At 54.9% G+C, this 15,026-nt stretch carries 19 protein-coding genes; 12 read left to right on the top strand and 7 right to left on the bottom strand.

The window, feature by feature from the left end:
• The 12 genes from L2W58_RS11970 to L2W58_RS11915 all read left to right on the top strand — a co-directional run.
• A partial coding sequence (locus tag L2W58_RS11970) for a flagellar protein FlaG (protein ID WP_236103651.1) occupies window positions 1–245 on the top strand: 245 nt, incomplete at its 5' end.
• 99 nt (window positions 246–344) lie between these two features.
• Window positions 345–1,346, top strand: a complete 1,002-nt coding sequence (gene pseB, locus L2W58_RS11965) for a UDP-N-acetylglucosamine 4,6-dehydratase (inverting) (RefSeq protein WP_236103650.1) — start codon at window positions 345–347, stop codon at window positions 1,344–1,346.
• An 8-nt stretch (window positions 1,347–1,354) separates the two neighbouring features.
• Window positions 1,355–2,056 carry a pseudaminic acid cytidylyltransferase gene (pseF, locus tag L2W58_RS11960; RefSeq protein WP_236103649.1) on the top strand — a complete coding sequence of 234 codons (702 nt, stop codon included), beginning with the start codon at window positions 1,355–1,357 and terminating at the stop codon, window positions 2,054–2,056.
• Between the two features lie 26 nt (window positions 2,057–2,082).
• On the top strand, window positions 2,083–3,117 hold the full coding sequence (locus tag L2W58_RS11955) for an N-acetylneuraminate synthase family protein (protein ID WP_236103648.1): 1,035 nt from the start codon (window positions 2,083–2,085) through the stop codon (window positions 3,115–3,117).
• Window positions 3,114–3,875 (top strand): class I SAM-dependent methyltransferase, encoded by a 762-nt coding sequence (locus tag L2W58_RS11950; RefSeq protein ID WP_236103647.1) that lies wholly within the window; start codon window positions 3,114–3,116, stop codon window positions 3,873–3,875. Before L2W58_RS11955 ends, L2W58_RS11950 begins: the two co-directional genes overlap by 4 nt.
• Window positions 3,854–4,807: a hypothetical protein gene (locus L2W58_RS11945; protein WP_236103646.1), complete on the top strand. Its 954-nt coding sequence runs from the start codon at window positions 3,854–3,856 to the stop codon at window positions 4,805–4,807. The genes L2W58_RS11950 and L2W58_RS11945 overlap by 22 nt, the downstream gene beginning before the upstream one ends.
• Window positions 4,808–4,836: 29 nt before the next feature.
• Entirely contained in the window at window positions 4,837–5,961 is a 1,125-nt protein-coding gene (pseC, locus tag L2W58_RS11940) for a UDP-4-amino-4,6-dideoxy-N-acetyl-beta-L-altrosamine transaminase (RefSeq protein ID WP_236103645.1), read from the top strand.
• Between the two features lie 81 nt (window positions 5,962–6,042).
• The gene (locus tag L2W58_RS11935) at window positions 6,043–6,639 is read left to right on the top strand and encodes a hypothetical protein (protein WP_236103644.1); all 597 of its coding nucleotides are present in this window, start codon (window positions 6,043–6,045) and stop codon (window positions 6,637–6,639) included.
• 91 nt (window positions 6,640–6,730) lie between these two features.
• Entirely contained in the window at window positions 6,731–7,171 is a 441-nt protein-coding gene (locus L2W58_RS11930) for an OmpH/Skp family outer membrane protein (protein WP_236103643.1), read from the top strand.
• An 8-nt stretch (window positions 7,172–7,179) separates the two neighbouring features.
• Complete coding sequence (locus L2W58_RS11925) at window positions 7,180–8,034, top strand: HAD-IIB family hydrolase (protein ID WP_236103642.1); 855 nt, start codon at window positions 7,180–7,182, stop codon at window positions 8,032–8,034.
• Complete coding sequence (locus L2W58_RS11920; protein ID WP_236103641.1) at window positions 8,027–8,524, top strand: adenosine-specific kinase; 498 nt, start codon at window positions 8,027–8,029, stop codon at window positions 8,522–8,524. Before L2W58_RS11925 ends, L2W58_RS11920 begins: the two co-directional genes overlap by 8 nt.
• On the top strand, window positions 8,521–9,720 hold the full coding sequence (locus L2W58_RS11915; RefSeq protein ID WP_236103640.1) for a type 1 periplasmic-binding domain-containing protein: 1,200 nt from the start codon (window positions 8,521–8,523) through the stop codon (window positions 9,718–9,720). The genes L2W58_RS11920 and L2W58_RS11915 overlap by 4 nt, the downstream gene beginning before the upstream one ends.
• 47 nt (window positions 9,721–9,767) lie before the next feature.
• Here the strand turns inward: L2W58_RS11915 and hisIE are convergent, their stop codons facing one another.
• From hisIE to L2W58_RS11880, 7 genes are read right to left on the bottom strand one after another with little or no spacing between them, the layout of a single operon-like run.
• Window positions 9,768–10,385, bottom strand: coding sequence for a bifunctional phosphoribosyl-AMP cyclohydrolase/phosphoribosyl-ATP diphosphatase HisIE (gene hisIE / locus L2W58_RS11910; RefSeq protein ID WP_236103639.1), 618 nt, complete (start codon window positions 10,383–10,385; stop codon window positions 9,768–9,770).
• 13 nt (window positions 10,386–10,398) lie between these two features.
• The gene (gene hisF / locus L2W58_RS11905; RefSeq protein WP_236103638.1) at window positions 10,399–11,151 is read right to left on the bottom strand and encodes an imidazole glycerol phosphate synthase subunit HisF; all 753 of its coding nucleotides are present in this window, start codon (window positions 11,149–11,151) and stop codon (window positions 10,399–10,401) included.
• Window positions 11,145–11,864, bottom strand: a complete 720-nt coding sequence (locus L2W58_RS11900; protein WP_236103637.1) for a 1-(5-phosphoribosyl)-5-[(5-phosphoribosylamino)methylideneamino]imidazole-4-carboxamide isomerase — start codon at window positions 11,862–11,864, stop codon at window positions 11,145–11,147. The genes hisF and L2W58_RS11900 overlap by 7 nt, the downstream gene beginning before the upstream one ends.
• Window positions 11,861–12,463 carry an imidazole glycerol phosphate synthase subunit HisH gene (hisH, locus tag L2W58_RS11895; protein WP_236103636.1) on the bottom strand — a complete coding sequence of 201 codons (603 nt, stop codon included), beginning with the start codon at window positions 12,461–12,463 and terminating at the stop codon, window positions 11,861–11,863. The genes L2W58_RS11900 and hisH overlap by 4 nt, the downstream gene beginning before the upstream one ends.
• Window positions 12,460–13,029, bottom strand: coding sequence for an imidazoleglycerol-phosphate dehydratase (locus L2W58_RS11890; RefSeq protein WP_236103635.1), 570 nt, complete (start codon window positions 13,027–13,029; stop codon window positions 12,460–12,462). Before L2W58_RS11890 ends, hisH begins: the two co-directional genes overlap by 4 nt.
• On the bottom strand, window positions 13,026–13,670 hold the full coding sequence (gene hisG / locus L2W58_RS11885; RefSeq protein WP_236103634.1) for an ATP phosphoribosyltransferase: 645 nt from the start codon (window positions 13,668–13,670) through the stop codon (window positions 13,026–13,028). Before hisG ends, L2W58_RS11890 begins: the two co-directional genes overlap by 4 nt.
• Window positions 13,664–14,890: an ATP phosphoribosyltransferase regulatory subunit gene (locus L2W58_RS11880; RefSeq protein WP_236103633.1), complete on the bottom strand. Its 1,227-nt coding sequence runs from the start codon at window positions 14,888–14,890 to the stop codon at window positions 13,664–13,666. The genes hisG and L2W58_RS11880 overlap by 7 nt, the downstream gene beginning before the upstream one ends.
• Window positions 14,891–15,026 lie beyond the last annotated feature (136 nt).

The following is a 15,026-nucleotide window of genomic DNA, read 5'->3' as shown; positions in this document are numbered from 1 at the left end:
TTTTTTACCGTCCCGGCAGAGAAGAGATAAAAAATTCTTTGGCGAAAGCCGAAGAGGTGGCTCAGGCTTTTGACAGACAGATTCGTTTCCGTTTCAGGGAAGAGGCCGATGAATTTCAGGTCGAGGTACTTGAAAAGGACGGATCGGAGGAAAGAGTCATAAGGAAAATACCACCTGACAGCGTTATCAACTTCATAGAGCACGTACAGGAGATGTTCGGAGCTTTGATCGACGTGGAAGCGTGACGATTGGAGAAATCGACGGTATTGAGAGGCTTCCGCCAGAGATGCGGCGGCCTCTTTTGACTTTTATCCGGACCGGTGTCCGACGAAGGGTGTGTCTTTATGTTCGACGATAGATCGATACTTATAACCGGAGGAACCGGTTCTTTCGGAAAGGCCTTTATCGGCAGATTGCTGGAGGAATGGAATCCCAAGCGAATAGTCGTATATTCCAGAGACGAATTCAAACAGTACGAAATGCAGCAGGTTTACGATGCCCCGTGCATGAGATATTTCATCGGAGATGTCCGCGACGGCGATCGCCTTTCCATGGCGATGAAGGGAATCGATTTCGTCGTTCACGCCGCCGCCTTGAAGCAGGTTCCGGCCGCCGAATACAATCCCATGGAATGCATAAAGACGAACGTGAATGGAGCGTACAACGTCATACAGGCGGCCATAGCCAACGACGTGGACAGAGTGGTAGCCCTGTCGACGGACAAGGCGGCCAACCCCATAAACCTCTACGGAGCGACGAAACTCTGCTCGGATAAACTCTTCTCCGCCGCCAACAACCTAGTAGGAGAAGGGAAAACCCGATTTTCCGTCGTTCGTTACGGTAACGTGATGGGATCCAGAGGATCGGTAATACCTTTTTTCAAGAAGCTGGTCGAGGAAAATGCTCCCGAAATTCCGATAACCCACGACGGCATGACCCGTTTTTGGATAACTCTCCCTCAGGGAGTGGACTTCGTGGTGAAAGCCTTTCTGCGTATGCAGGGAGGGGAGCTCTTCGTACCTAAAATCCCATCGGCCAGGGTGGTGGACATCGCCACAGCCGTAGCTCCGAAAACGCCTCAGAAAACAGTCGGAATTAGGCCGGGTGAAAAACTCCATGAAATCATGTGTCCTCTGGACGATGCCAGAAACGTCCTCGAGTTCGAAGACCACTTCGTCATAACGCCGTCGCTTACCTTTCAGTCTCACAGGGATTTTCAAAGAAACGAACTGGGAGAGACCGGCAAACCAGTAGCGGAGGATTTCGTGTATAGCTCAGGAGAAAACGAATGGTTCCTTACGGTCGAAGAAATAGCGCAAATGATAGAGCGTAACTGCGAAAGATAGAGTGTAAAATGATAACAGCCCTGATCCCCGCCAGAGGGGGAAGCAAGAGAATACCGGGTAAAAATATACGACCATTTTGGGGCAAACCGATAATGGCTTACTCCATAGAGGCCGCTGTGAAAACAGGTCTTTTCGACAAGGTGATAGTCTCGACGGATGACGAAAAAATAGCCGACGTAGCTCGTTCCTACGGTGCCGAAGTTCCCTTTATCCGTCCGGAAAGACTATCGGACGACCATACCGGAACCGATGCGGTCGTCCGTCACTGCCTGGAATGGCATGAAAAACGAGGAGACATCGTCACCCATATATGCTGTATATACGCCACGGCCCCGTTCGTACAGGCAGAGGATATAACAAAAGGATATGAAAAAGTTTGCGAAGAGGGAGCGGTATCCTCCTTCTCCGTCACCCCCTTCGAATATCCAATATACCGTGGATTGAAGCTCTCCAAGGGCGGCCATGTGGAGATGATCTGGCCGGAATACCAGTCCTCGAGATCGCAGGATCTGCCGGAGGCATACCATGATGCGGGGCAGTTTTACTGGCTGAACGTATCGGAGATGCCAGAAGAGGGCCCCCTCTTCTTCAGCCGAAACGCCAGGCCCGTCATATTGCCGTCCTGGAGAGTTCAAGACATAGACACGTTGGACGACTGGAAAAGGGCAGAGCAGATATTCCGTATGATAGAGAAAAAAAACGAAGAGTAAGTTTATAAAAAAAAGGAGGTTCTTCCATGACGGACTCTATACTCATGGCAGGAAGGCCTGTAGGCGAAAAACACCCCTGCTTCATAATAGCGGAGGTAGGGGCGAACCACAATCGTTCCTACGACCTGGCCTTACGACACATAGACGCCGCTGTCGAGGCTGGGGCTGATGCGGTCAAATTTCAGATATACTCGGCTGATACTCTTTTTTCTAAAAAAACACCGGTTCACTCCAGCTACAACAAAGATCTCCATACCCTCATATCGGAGATAGAGACCCCAAGGGACTGGCTTCCTGGCTTGGCCTCCTACTGCAAGGAAAAGGGCATCCTCTTTTTTGCCACTCCCTTTGACCATAAGGCTGTTAACGAGTTGGACGAGGTGAGCGATTTCTTCAAGATCGCCTCCTTCGAGATAGTGGACCTAGATCTGCTGGGCTACTGTGCCTCAAAAGGCAAGCCTATGATAATATCCACTGGCCTTGCCAACATGGAGGAGATACAGGACGCCTACATCACTTGTCGCAACGCCGGAAACGAGCAGGTCATCTTTCTCCAGTGTGCCTCAGTCTATCCTGCTCCGGCCCATATAATGAACCTCCGGTCCATGGAGACCATCCGTAGGGCTTTCGGCACCGCTGTGGGGCTTTCGGACCACACCCCCGGGGTCCACGTTTCCGTGGCCGCCGTGGCTATGGGGGCCTCCGTCGTGGAGAAACACTTCACCTTGGACAGGTCCATGGAGGGACCGGACCATCCCTTTGCCATAGAGCCAGGGGAGCTAAAGGAGCTGGTCCGTCAGATCAGGGACGTGGAGTCCGCCATGGGAGACGGCAGGAAGCTAGGCCCTTCCGAAGAGGAGATGGAGTTTTACGAGAAGGGCAGAAGGAGCTTACATGCCTCTTGCGATATTCCAGCAGGAACTGTGATAACAGAGGACATGTTAACCTGCAAAAGACCTGGCTATGGGATATTCTCAAAACACAAGAAAAATGTAATTGGCAGGACGGCAAAGAACGATATAGAGAAAGATGAATGGTTATTATGGGGGATGTTTATATGAAAGACGGACAGAGGATAAGAGATTTTTGGGAAGAGCGATCCTCGATGGGAGAAGTTGCTGGCTCCAATGATTTTTTAATGAAAAAACTAGAAGAAAAAAAAATAATGGAGTACATGAGAGATGGAATCGACGTTCTAGATGTCGGTTGCGGTAACGGTATTACCTGTATGGAGATAGCTAGTAAATTCAAGCTGAACATATGTGGAGTTGACTTCTCTGAGGGTATGATAAAGGAGGCGTATAAAAATATCAAGAATGCCGATCTTCTCGGTGATGTTAGGTTTTACGTCTCTGATGTCGCATCCATCGAAGATAGCCCTAAATACGATATTATTTATACCGAGAGATGTCTTATTAACTTGCCCTCCTGGGAGGAACAAAAGGATGCAATGTATAAGATATTTTCTTTGCTAAAAAAAGACGGCCTTTTCCTCATGTGCGAAAACAGCTCTGAAGGCCTGGACGAGATTAATCTGTTCAGATCCTCTTTAGGTTTGGACGAGATAAAAAAGCCCTGGCATAACCGCTACTTTTTTGATTCAGAAATAGAGTCCGTTGATTGCCCTGGGGTAAAGCTTGAATTCATAGAGAACTTTAGTTCTACCTATTATTTTTTGAGCAGGGTTATTAATGCTTGGATGGCTAAAGAGGATGGAAAAAGTCCATCTTATGATGCCCCGATAAATAAGCTAGCCCTTGATCTCCCCCCCTTGGGCTTAAAAGGCCAGGTTAGGCTTTGGGGTTGGAGAAGGTTATAGCTAATATCCTGATCCTAGCCGACGGAGGTCCCTCCATCGGTGGAGGACACATCAGCCGGTGCAGGGCCTTGGCCGCCTCTTTGGAGGAGGGGGGCTTCTCGGTTCGCTTTTGTATACCCGAGGCCGCCGGTGGCGATTTTCCCGATTTTGGCTCCCCTGCCTTTTATTCGGAGCTCCACAGGCCGGGGCAGTTCGATGGGGTGGATATGGTCATCGCCGACAGCTATCGTTTTTCTCCGTCGATCCTTGAGGGTATTAGACATTATACCAAGCTGATGATCGTAGACGATTTTCGCCATCTCCCTGTGGATAGACACGCAGATTTTATCCTTAACTACAACGTCGACTCCGACTCTATTCCATACGGCGATAAAGTCGTGAAGCTTCTTGGGCCAAAGTATTGTCTGCTTAGAAGGTCCTTTCGGGAGCTGCTTCCTAAAGACGACGGTTTCGTTCTCTTTGTCGCTGGATCTTCCGATATCGGTGTGGCGACACTGGATATGGCTCGGTGGTACGATGTTTCCTGGCCTCCTATGGTAGCAGTGTTGGGTCCTATGGTGCCGGACGATTATTTTGATAAGGTGTCTCGGATGGCTGATAAGAAGGACGGATTGACCCTGATGAGGGCTCCTTCCGATTTCGACGGACTGATGGCCAGGGCCTCCTCGGTGGTCTGTACCTCCAGCGTGACCTGTTACGAGGCGATGGCACTCGGCAAACCGGTGGTGGTGTTTCAGGTGGCGGAAAACCAGAGAAGGATAGGACGGGCCCTGTCCGAACTTGGCTGGGGTATCGACTTGGGGTGGTGGAAAGACGTATCCCCCGAAATCCTGCACGGTGCCATAGAAAAGGCCTTCCCCCCTCCTGCCGGTTGCGTGTCCACCGACGGAGCGAAGAGGGTGGCCAGGGCCATACTCTCCATGGTTCGATAAAAATTTTATAAGAAAGCGGCGGTGTTTTCATGATCCCCTACGGGCATCAATATATAGACGAAAAGGATATAGAGGCTGTCTGCTCGGTTCTCAGAGGAGACTGGCTGACCCAGGGCCCTACGGTGGAGTCCTTCGAAAAGGCCCTGGCGGCCAAGGTCGGGTGTAGATACGCCGTTACCTTCAGTAACGGTACCTCCGCATTGCACGGAGCAATGTTCGCCGCCGGAGTGGAGAAGGGAGACGAGGTCCTCACGTCTCCCATGACCTTTGCCGCCACCTCCAATGCGGCTCTCTATCAGGGAGGGGTCCCTGTTTTCGCCGATATAGACGAGAGAACCGGATGTCTCGATCCCGAAAAGGCCATGGAAAAACTGTCTCACAGGACGAAGGTGATAGCCCCGATAAGCTATAGCGGCTATCCGGTGAAGTTGAGCCCCTTTATGGAGATGGCCCGTTCCGTAGGGGCTCTCGTCGTGGAGGACGGCTGCCACGCCTTGGGCGCTAGTAGAGATGGCTTTATGGTGGGACAGGAAGCGGATATGACGGTTTTCAGCTTTCATCCCGTAAAGCACATAACCACAGGAGAGGGAGGAGCGGTCGTCACCGACGACGACGAGCTGGCCCGAAAGCTCAGGCTTTTCCGTTCCCACGGCATAACCAAGGATCCCGGCGAGATGGAAAACGCCGAGGGACCTTGGTCCAACGAGATGATCGATCTGGGCTACAACTACAGGCTTACCGATCTTCAGTGCGCTTTGGGGTTGAGCCAGCTTGAAAAACTGGACGACTTCGTCTCCTATCGCAGGGCCGTGGCCGGACGATACGACGAGCGACTCGCCGAGCTTCCCGGGGCGGTAATACCGGCCGGGCATCCCGGTCACGGATACCATCTCTACGCCTTCAGGGTTTCAGCGGATATTCGGAAAAAGCTCTTTTTGGATCTAAGGGATGAGGGTATATGGGTCCAGGTGCACTATCCTCCGGTTCACCTTCACCCTTATTATAGAAAGAGTTTCGGCTATACAATCGGAGATTTTCCCGTTGCCGAGAGGTTTTATTCCATGGAGATTTCCCTCCCCGTATATGTGGGGCTCTCCGAGTCGGACCAGGGGTGGGTTATGAGGAAAATCGAGGATATGTTGAAAAATACGTAGCAACGGTTCGACTGCTGGTATAATGATAAAGTAGTCGTCTTAAGGCTTGCGAGCCTTTTCAAAGATCGAAAGAGGTGTCTCATGGAGAAGATCGTGCTCGACGGGGTCCCCTTGACCCTAGATGAAGATGACAACGTTCAGGTTTACGAGAGGATCTCGTCTATTTTGAGCGATCAAAACCGGGTGATAGCCTCCGTGGCCGTGGACGGCGTGGAGATGTCTCCCGAGGCCTTCGTGTCCCTCGAGGGGGGGACCTCGGTGGAGTTCGTCTCCATGGACGTGAAGGAGCTGGTCGTCCAGACTTTGGGATCCGCCGGAGAATACGTCGTCAATGTTCGAAAAGGCGCTCTCTCCGTGGCGGATATGCTGGAATCGGAGAAGGTCGAACAGGCCATGAACCTGTCGGTTCAGGTCATGGAGGGGATGGACTGGCTGCTTACCGCCGTCGGAAGGTGTATGTCTCTTCTCGGCTGCACCCCCGACGAGGGTATCTTCGGAGATTTTCAGGATGCCCGTCAGAAGGTGGCTGAAAAGATGGAGTTGGTGGTCGATTCCTTCGAGGCCGGGAAGTTTTTCGCTCCCGCCTTTGTGTTCAGAGAGGAAATGCCTCCTCTAATCGACGTGGTACAAAACACTATCGCCGCTTTGGAGGGACAGGTTACGGGACGCAGACAGTGATATAGGCGTTTTTACCGTGGACTTGTCCTGAAGGACGGGGTAAAATTCTTCTGCAACGAGAGAGATGCAATAGCTTTGAGGAGGTTTTTCTATGGGTATGGTTAAGTCTGTCAGGTTGGTAGCTCTTGGAGTTCTTTTCGCTTTGGTCTTTTCGTCCGTAGCGATAGCGGCGGAGAAGATCGGAGTTATCGAACCTCAGAAGATTCTTTTTCAGCATCCTAAGTTCGAGCAGGTAACTAAGAGGGTTCAGGCCGTTCTGGAGTCCAAACAGAACGAGGCTAAGTCCGCCATAGAGAAGGCCTCGGATAACAAGAAGAAGGCCGAGATCTACGCTACCAAGAAACAGGAGGCCGCCGTGGAGGAGCAGAAGCTCATGGCACCTCTCTTCAAGGAGATCAACCTCGCCATAAGAACTGTGGCCAAGGCCAAGGGTATAACCGTCGTTCTGGACAAGGCCCAGGTTTTCTACGGCGGGGTGGACCTCACCGAGGACGTCATCCAGCAGCTCAAGAAGATGAACCTTTCCCAGTGATAGAGGGGATGGATTTTTCGGGGCCCCGCCGTTCGGCGGGGCCTTTTCGTCGTCTGTTGGTAACGGACCTGGACGGAACGCTACTGGACGGCAAGGGCAGTATGTCGGCCGTCACCGTTTTGGCCTTGGAAAGGCTGAGGTCCGACGGTTGGGATATCTCTGTGGCCAGCGGAAGGATTCTCGGTTCCGCCTTGCCACATATCCTGGCGGTCGGGGCGGAGCTCCCGTCGATTCTATACGACGGAGCCAGGATAATGGATAGACGAGGCCAGGTGTTCTGGGAGGCTCAGATGGATGGTGCCCTGGTGGAGGAGGTCCTTCGTATCGGCTGGGAACAGGGGGTCGAGGTTCAGGCTATGGGGGACGAGCTGGTCTTCTGTAGGCCTCAGGATCTTGGAACCATAGAGTTTTTCGAGTCCGTCGACGTTCCATATTCTCCGTCTCTTGCCGGTCCCGAGGCCGATCTCGGTAGGGTCTTCAGGGTTATGTTTCACGATCGCTCCCGGTCGGAAGGAAGGGAGATTTCCGAGATGCTCAAATCGGCTCTAGATGGAAGGGCCGAGGTCGTCTTGGCGGGAAACGGATTCGTCGATGTTTTGCCTCCTGGGGTGAACAAGGGAAGCGCTCTGAACAGGTTGCTGGACATGGTAGAGGTGAAGTACGATATAGTCGTAGCCGTAGGGGATAACGAAAACGATATGGAGTTGTTGCGCAGGGCAGACGTCCCTGTGGCGATTTCCTCCGCTCCCGGGGATCTTCTGGCTCTCGCTTCCTGGACCGTTCCATGTCCAGAGATGGGCGGCGCAGATGTCCTTGTGGATCGGCTTTTAAAGATCGAGAAGGAGGAGTACGTAAATGGCTGAGATTTCGAGATGGTGCGTCGAGGATATGGTCATTCCGGAGAACTGCAACATAGTGTTGGGACAGAGCCATTTCATAAAGACCGTAGAGGACCTTTACGAGGCTCTTGTGACCTCGTCGCCCTCGCTGGAATTCGGCATCGCTTTCTGCGAGGCCTCGGGAGATTGTCTCATTCGAAAGGACGGCAACACTCCCGACCTGGTCGAGACGGCGGTTGAGAACGCCGGAAAGATCGCTGCTGGTCATAGTTTCGTCGTCCTTTTGAGAAACGGCTATCCCATAAACGTGTTGGACCGTATAAAAGGGTGTCAGGAGGTGTGCCGGATTTTCGCCGCCACGGCGAATCCGATTCAGGTTTTGATCGCGGAGACGGAGCAGGGCAGAGGGGTGGTCGGCGTCGTGGACGGCTTCGTTCCCAAGGGGATCGAGTCCGGGAACGACGTAGCGGCCAGAAAGAGCCTTCTCAGAGACATAATAGGATATAAACGGTGAGTTTCCGAAGTTTGGGATTGGCCCTTTTTCTCCTTTTGCTGACGGCACTGTCGTCGACGGCGACCGAGGTTCCCCGCTCGGTGGAGGAGGGATGGGCCTGGCCGATCGCGGTGATCCCGCCTTCCGACGGCTGGGATAGCCCTTCCGGTCTGTCTGTGGCTCCCGTGGTGGAATACGCTCAAGGGCTTGTAAACGACAGCATCGAGGGGATAAAGGAACACGACGTATTCTTCCGCCTGGAGTCGGGCGACGTGTTCGATTCCTCCGACATGGCTCGTTGGAGGAAAGAGGGCTTTCTGGCTGTCGTATCCTTTGCCGACGAGAGGGTCAACCGTGTGCTGGCCGATTCGTGGCGACAGGGAGACCCGGTGCTGCTCCTGGCGGACGATTCCTCTACCGCCTTGAGAGACGAAAAGGAGGTCGTAAAGGCCGGGCTTTTTGCCCTTGACCTTCACGATTCTTACGTGACAAGGGCCGCCGTCGAGACCGCCGTATCCATCCTTCCTCCCGCAAGCGAGGTGGGACTTTTATCCGATCGTCTGGCCGAGTATCTTTCCAGAGGAGCCAGAGCCGTCTCCAGAGGTCTTAGAGAGGGAGGGCTCAATTCCCAGGTTTTCTGGGTTGCCGGAGGGGGCACCGATTCGTTTTCCATGATGGCTCAGGAGATGCTGGGCTTCGGATCCGATATGGTAGTGGTCTGGATGACCGACATGGCAGCCAGGGAGTTCTACAGGCAGTTGAGGGTGCTGGACGGATCCGTCCCGGTATGGTCCGGTGGGGTCTCTCTGGACGGTATCGTCGGTTTGGAGGGGATAATGACCGCCGATCAGGACCTTCCTTTGAGGTCGGATAAGGCTATCAAGACCCTCAAGACAGACGTCTGGGACGCCACCAGGGTTCGGGTTCCGGACAGCCCTCTGGCGGCCAAGGCCTATGCCTGCTGTCAGTGGGTATTCCAGGGGCTTAGAGACGCGGAGAAGGCCGATTCCGAACATCTGGCCAAGGTCATGGCGTCCACCAAGGGGATTCCTCTAGGGTCGGAGAGCTTGGAGATAAACCCCGTTACCCATCGTCCTTCTGTGAAGAAGGTGGCGGTAGTGAGGGCCAAGGGAGGAAAATGGGTTCAGGGGGAGATGTTGTTTCTTTCCGAGTCCGGAGCCGGCTATTACTTCGGAACCCCTAAAGACGAACGCTGATGTCGGGATAGATAAAAGGGGCGTCCACTCGGGGGCCCCTTTCTTATCTATCCGCTTTTATGTCTTTTTTTCAGCTCTCTCCATATCTCTCCCGGAGACAGGTCCGAAGCCAATAGCCCCACCAGCAGGTGGTAGACTAGGTCCGCCGCCTCGTAGACAGTCTGTCCCCTGTCCTCGGTGGCTATCGCCAGGGCCGTCTCCACCCCTTCCTCTCCGATCTTCTGGGCGACCCGGCTCTTGGGCCCGGCGATCAGTCTGGCCGTGTAGCTTTCCTCCGTCGAGTCCTGGGATCTCTTCTTCAGGTAAGCCCACAGACGGCCCAGAAAAACGGGAGAGTCGTCGTCGTTCCCATGGATGAAGCGATAGAAGCAGCTGGTCTCTCCTGTGTGGCACGCCGGTCCCATGGGACGCACTCTGGCAAGGACTGCGTCGCAGTCGCAGTCTATCTGCAACGATGCCAGAGGCAGCCTGTTGCCGCTTGTCATCCCCTTGTGCCATATCTCTTTTCTGGATCGACTGTAGAATACCATCTCGCCTCTCTCCAGGGTCAGCCTCATTGACTCCTCGTTTCCGTAGGCCAGCATGAGGACCTCTCCGCTGTCGGCGTCCTGTATCACCACCGGCACCAGGCCGTCGGGGCCGTATTTTATGTCTTCCGGTTTCATCTGCACCGTCCTCTCATATCCTGACCGGGATTTTCGCCCCGGCGAGGTAGTCTTTTACCTGTCCTATTCTCAGCTTGCCGTAGTGGAAGATGGACGCTGCCAGGGCTGCGTCCGCTCCGGCTCGAAATGCCTGAAGTATGTGTTCTTCCTTTCCCGCTCCTCCCGAGGCTATCACCGGGACGGTGGTTTCCAGGGATACCCGTCTCAGAAGCTCGAGGTCGTAGCCCGCCTCCGTTCCGTCTCCGTCCATCGATGTCAGGAGTATCTCGCCGCAGCCCAGTTTCTGGACTTTTTCTACCCATTCCAGTCCGTCCAGGTCGGTTTTTTTCGCGCCTCCCTGTATGTAGACGGCCCAGCGGTCGTTTTCCCTCTTGACGTCCACCGCCACCACCACGGCCTGGCTCCCCAGCAGTCTCGAACATCTCTCTATCAGAGAGGGATCTTTTACCGCGGCGGTGTTCAGGGAGATCTTGTCCGCTCCGAGGGCTATTATCTCTCTGGCCTGTTCCGTCGAGGAGATTCCTCCTCCGACGGTGAAGGGAATGGTCAGGCGATCCGCCACGGCTTTCACCCATTCGGCCATGGTGGTCCTCCTTTCCTCCGATGCGCTTATGTCGAGCAGGACAAGCTCGTCCGCTCCCTCGGAGGAGTAGAGCCCCGCCAGCTCCGCCGGATCCCCGGCGTCCTTCAGGTTTACGAAGTTTATTCCCTTTACCACCCGTCCGTTCTTGACGTCCAGGCAGGGTATTATCCTCTTTGTCAGCATATCCCGAACTCCTCGACGGCCTCTCGGAGATCTACCGTGCCTTCGTAGATGCTTTTGCCGAGCACGGCTCCGGATACTCCGATCTTCGCCAGGTCGGACAGGTCTTTTTTGTCCCTTATGCCTCCCGCCGCCAGGATCTGTCCATCCGTTTTTCTCAGTTTTTCGTAGAGCTTCAGGTCCGGTCCGGCGGCGGTGCCGTCTCTGGATACCGACGTGACCAGAAAGGTGGAGTAGCCGATACGGAGGAGTTCCGTTATAGCTTTCTCCGGAGGGAGTTGGGTTACCTCGGTCCATCCTGACAGAGCCACGGTTCCGTTTTTGACGTCTACCGAGGGCACGATGGCGTTGCCGAACCTTTCCCAGAGGGTACTCGGCGAGCCCTTGAACAGCAGGCTTCCCAGATATACCCTTTTCGCTCCGGAGGCGAGTGCGAGGGCTACGTCCTCCTCCGTTCTCAGTCCCCCTCCGTATTGAACCGGCAGGCCGGTGGAGGCTGCCACCTTTTCCAGCTCTTTCAGGTGGACCGGAGAGCCTTTTCCCGCTCCCTCCAGATCTATAAGGTGTATCCAACGGGCTCCCGCCTCTGCGAAGGATAGGGCGGTTTCCACCGGGTCGTCTCCGTATTCCTTTATCTTTTCGAAGTTTCCTCCGGTCAATCTGACGATCTTTCGGCCGTATAGGTCTATGGCTGGGTATATCTCGATTTTATTCATCGGCCTAGTTCCTCCAGTATTCGGTCCAGCATGGCGTGTCCCACGTCGCCGCTTCGTTCCGGGTGAAACTGAAGCCCCATGACGGAGCCTTTCCTTACGGCGGAGACGAAGGCGACGTTTCCCGCCTCGGTCGTGGCTGCCCGGTCCTTTGAGCTTTTAAGGCCGTAGCTGTGGACGAAGTAAAGGTAGCTGCCGTCGAAGGGCTTGAGTATGGGGTCCTCCGTGGAGATGTCGTTCCATCCCATGTGGGGTAGAGGGGTCATGTCCAGTTTTTCCGATTTTCCATCTATGAGCCCCAGGCCTCGGTGACTTCCGTTTTCGTCGCTTCCCTCGGCGAAGAGCTGCATTCCGAGACATATTCCGAGGAGGGGTCTTCCTCTATCGGCCCATTCGGCAAGGGCTTGGTCCCAGCCTTTTTCCCTCAGAGAATTCATCGCCGGTCCGAAGGCCCCGACTCCGGGCAGAACGATGGTGGATACGGATTCGGGGATCTCGTCGGGGGAATCGAGCAGCACGCCGAATCTGCCGAGCCTTCTAAGGGCCCTCATCACGTTGCCCAGGTTCCCGGCGCCGTATTCCACTATGCCCACCTGTCTCACAGCAGCATCCCCTTGGTGGAGTTCAGGTCGCCCGATTCGGCCAGGGCCTGGCCGAGGGCTCGTCCCGCACCTTTGAAGATGGCCTCCGCGAGGTGGTGTGAGTTGTCCACCGCCAGGGCCTTTACGTGCACAGTGGCCCTGGCCTCCCTGGAGAAGGCCCTCCAGAACTCCTGTATCAGCTCCAGGTCGAAGGTGCCGCATTTCTCCGTGGGAAACGGGGCTTCCATGGTGAGGCTTCCTCTGCCGCTCAGGTCCACCGCCACCAGTGCCAGAGATCCGTCCATCGGCAGGGCGCACCATCCGTATCTTTCGTATTTGCGGCCCTCTAGAGACTTCAGCAGGGCGGATCCCAGGACTATGGCGAGGTCCTCCGTCAGATGGTGGTCGTCGACGTCGTCTCCCCTGGCGGATATCTTAAGGCTCATCCCGCCGTGGAAGGCCATCAGGGTCAGCATATGGTCCATAAAGCCGCATCCCGTGTCTATGTCGACGGACCTTTCCTCGGAGGAGATTTCCAGAGACAGACATATGGAGGTCTCCTTGGTCTCCCTCTTAAGGGTTATCATGCCACCACCTCCCCTACCAGTCCCTTCATATTCTCCAGCACCGGCTTTATACCGTCCCATCTGAGGGATGCGCTTTTCCTGCTGGCCACCAGCCGGAGGGACACGGAAGCCACCTTTTCCAGTGTAACCAGGCCGTTGGCCTTGAGGGTCGTTCCGGTCTGGACGATGTCCAGTATGCAGTCGGTCATGCCGAGCATGGGGGCCAGTTCTATCGATCCGTTCAGATGGACTATCTCCACCTGGACGCCTCTTCTTGAGAAGTGGTCGTCGGCTATCCTTGGGTACTTGCTGGCGACTCTGAGCCACATGAGCTCCGATCGGTGGCAGCGAAACCTCTCGCCGAGCTCGGGAGGTCCCGCCACCTGGAGGGAGCATCGCCCCATACCTGTGTCCAGAAGCTCCACCAGTCTGGCTCCCGATTCCCACATCACGTCGCTTCCCACCAGGGCGAGGTCCGCCACGCCTCTGTCGACGTAGAGGGGAACGTCCATGGGTTTCGCCAGGATGTAGCGTATTCTATCTTCCTCTATCACCAGTTCTCTGCCGGGGTTGCTCAGTTTTTTCGACGGGAGTCCGGCTTCCCTCAGAAGTTCTATCGCCTCTTTCATCACTCGTCCCGTCGGCAGGGCTATGGTCAGCATGAGCCTTTCTCCTCTCTGTTTCGAAACCAGACCTCCAGGCTCGCGATCTTTCCGCCTTCCCTGGATATATCGGTCACGGTGTCGTTTTTCGGATCGTACCACCAGGAGTATCCCTTGGCTTTGGCTCGGGCCATTCCCGAGTCTCCGTCGTCGCTCCAGGTTATCTCGGTGGTCAGCCCGGCGTCGTGGAAGGCGGAGCATCTGGACAGGACCAGGTCCGGCTGGGAACCCCCTCCCTTGATGGCCACTATCGGTTCCGGGTTTCTGTAGATCGAGTGTTTGGCCAGCTCCTCCAGGTCGAGTCCGAAGCCTATGGCCTGTCCGCTAAGGCCGTAGGAACATAGCAGACCGTCGTATCTTCCTCCACCTCCCAGGGATTTTCCCGACTCGGGGGAGTAGACGTCGAAAACCGGTCCGCTGTAGTAGTCCAGCTCTCTTATCGATCCCAGATCGAAGGTTATTCTGTCCGATCTTCCCATCCTTCCGAGGATGTCACTGATGTTGTCCAGGGATCGAAGGGACTCTGCTCCTGTCAGTTTTCTGGCCTCGTCCAGTACCTCCGGGCCTCCCTTCAGCTCCGGAAGCGCCTCCAGAAGCTTGTTTCCCGTGGATCGGCATCCGGACAGAAGTTTAAAGTAGGTCCTGTAGGATCCTTCCTGAAGGGCCTTCAGCAGGTCGGATTTCAGCCCTTCGTCCAGTTTGTCCATGGCACTGTCCACCAGGGTGACGTCGCTCAGAACGAGCTTTCCGTCGTTCAGCCCCAGAGAGTCCAGTCCCTCCAAAAGAAGGGAGAGGATCTCCACGTCGGCACCCTCTCCCTCCCATCCGAGCAGCTCGGCTCCGATCTGAAATTTCTCCAGGTCCCCGCCTGGTGCGGGGTTTCTGTAGAGACGATCGGCGTAGCACATCCTGAGAGGCCGTTCCTGAGGGGAGTAATGGTTCGCCAGATAGTTCACCGCCGCCAGGGTGATGTCGGAACGAAGACAGCAGGGTTCTCCCATAGGAGAGGTCAAGACCAGAAGGCTCTCCCTTATGGTTCGAGGAAGAAGATCCCAGGAGGTCTCCAGCAACTGGAGCCCGGAAGACCAGAAGAGGCGGTATCCGTGTCGGTTGAAGAGGCTTATGAATCGATGTCGGCATCTCTCCATGGCTATGGCCATGCGTCCTCCGGTGCTTCTGCACCCTGCCGGTAACCGTCTCATCGATCTCGAAGATGTCATTGGGATCTCTCCTTTATTATGCTAAAGCGATAATATAGTGTCGTGCGGGATCATACCATCGTGAGGTCGTCCTGTAAAGTGGTCAGGACAGGCCTGTGACGGTACAATGATCCGGTAAAGGTCGAAACGGAGGCTG

It is taken from the genome of Dethiosulfovibrio faecalis (genome assembly GCF_021568795.1).
GTDB lineage: Bacteria > Synergistota > Synergistia > Synergistales > Dethiosulfovibrionaceae > Dethiosulfovibrio > Dethiosulfovibrio faecalis.
Note: the sequence above shows the minus strand (reverse complement) of the source record. Positions and strands in the feature narration are given on the sequence as shown.